This is a genomic window from Albidovulum sp. (genome assembly GCF_049646345.1).
Taxonomy (GTDB): domain Bacteria; phylum Pseudomonadota; class Alphaproteobacteria; order Rhodobacterales; family Rhodobacteraceae; genus Albidovulum.
In genome coordinates, this window is the sequence record NZ_JBARVQ010000809.1 from 1 (window position 1) to 1,783 (window position 1,783).

The window sequence follows — 1,783 nt, forward strand, 5'->3', positions numbered from 1 at the left end:
TGAGGTCATGGCGCAGCAGGTCGGGGCATTTGTTCGCGATGACGAATTCCGTCTCGATCAGGGTTTTGTGGCCGTTGATACTGAAGAGCCGCGTATATTCATGCAGCTTTTCACCCAAAGGAACCGCAAGATCGGCTGACAGCCTTTCGTCGGCGCGGGCAGTGCGGGCGCGCAGGATCTCTATGTCCAGATTGGTACCAAGGGCCTCTGCATCGGCGGCAAAGCTGACGCGGCCGCTGATGTCATAGCGCAGGCGCTTGGGAGAGACGAAGCGCCCCCTGCGGTCCTCGCTATAGGCCAGGCCCTGCGCTTCGATCGCCTCCAATGCGCGCCGCGCGGTCATCCTGCTGACGCTGTATTGTTCTGCCACCACCCGTTCAGACGGCAGCGCGGCATGTTCGGGCAAAGTCCCGGCGACGATATCCTGCTGGATGCTGTCGACGATCTGACGAAAGCGCGGGCGCGCGAGCTGGGGGCGGTTCATGACGATCCTGCAATTTCCTGCCTTCTTAATACGATTGGTTATATGCGCCAAGTCGATACTGGTATATACCAGATTCGAATCGATCAGAGGGATACCGCGCCAGTGTTGAGTGATGCACCTATAGAAGAGCTGACATTCGCGGTTGATGCGGGCCTCGGGTCGCGGGCGCGGATCGGACTGATCATCCTGCAAAGCGACCAGACCGCCGAACACGAATTTGCGACGCTTCTGCGCGGCGACGGCGTGGCGCTTTACCACGCACGCATCCCCAATGCGATGGAAGTGACGCCCGACACGCTCCGCGCGATGGAGCGGGACTTGCCGGTGGCGGCGGACCTGCTGCCCGCGTCGTTCGACTTCGATGCCATCGGCTATTGCTGCACATCGGGTGCGACGATGATCGGCGAAAACCGGGTGGATGAGATCATTCGCGATATCCATCCCGGCGCGAAAACCACCAACCCGCTGACCGCCTGCAAGGCTGCACTTGGCGCGCTTGGCGTGGGACGCTTTGCGCTGGTCACGCCCTATGCGCCCTCTGTTACCTCCGAGATGCAGCGGAATCTGTCCCAGGCGGGGTTCGAGACGGGCGCCGTAGCCTCGTTCAACCAGTCCGATGACTTCACCGTGGCGAGGATCAGTTCCGAAAGCGTTCTTGACGCGATCCTCGCGGTCGGTGCGCGCGATGGCTGCGATGCGGTCTTTGTCTCCTGCACCAGTCTTCGCGTCCTGCCGGTTATCGCCGAGGCCGAGGCACGGCTTGGCAAGCCGGTGATCTCAAGCAATCAGGCCACGGCCTGGCATTTGATGCGGCTCGCCGACCTTGGAGATCGGCCCGCAGATGCCGGTCGGCTGTTCCAATTCTGAAATCCCCCAAGCGGCAGGAAAACGATCATGTCCAAACCCCTTCCCAGCCATGCCCAGGTCGTGATTATCGGTGGTGGCATCCATGGGTGTTCCGTCGCCTATCATCTGGCCAAGGAAGGCTGGAAAGACGTTGTGCTTCTGGAGCGCAAGCAGCTGACCTCGGGCACCACATGGCATGCGGCGGGTTTGGTCGGGCAGTTGCAGGGCAGCCATGCGACGACGGCTTTCGCGAAATACGGGATCGAACTGTTGCAGGAGATCGAGGCCGAGACCGGCCAGAACCCCGGCTATCGCCGCTCGGGCTCAATCTCGGTCGCGATCAACGAAGAACGGCTGGCCGAACTGAAACGAAAGGCAGATTTTGCCTCGCTCTTCGGGATCGAAGCGCACTATCTGACCACGCCCGAAATCGCAGAGCGCTGGCCGCTGATG

At 61.3% G+C, this 1,783-nt stretch carries 3 protein-coding genes; 2 read left to right on the forward strand and 1 reads right to left on the reverse strand.

The window, feature by feature from the left end; translation table 11 throughout:
• Window positions 1-484 (reverse strand): GntR family transcriptional regulator (locus WBB85_RS21230; RefSeq protein WP_432640571.1); only part of this gene is annotated, 484 nt, incomplete at its 3' end.
• A gap of 105 nt (window positions 485-589) precedes the next feature.
• On the opposite strand from WBB85_RS21230, the gene WBB85_RS21235 reads away from it, so the two are divergent.
• Together WBB85_RS21235 and WBB85_RS21240 are read left to right on the forward strand one after the other, a co-directional pair.
• On the forward strand, window positions 590-1,351 hold the full coding sequence (locus WBB85_RS21235; RefSeq protein WP_432640572.1) for a maleate cis-trans isomerase family protein: 762 nt from the start codon (window positions 590-592) through the stop codon (window positions 1,349-1,351).
• Window positions 1,352-1,378: 27 nt separating this feature from the next.
• On the forward strand, window positions 1,379-1,783 hold a 405-nt coding region (locus tag WBB85_RS21240), incomplete at its 3' end, for an NAD(P)/FAD-dependent oxidoreductase (protein WP_432640573.1).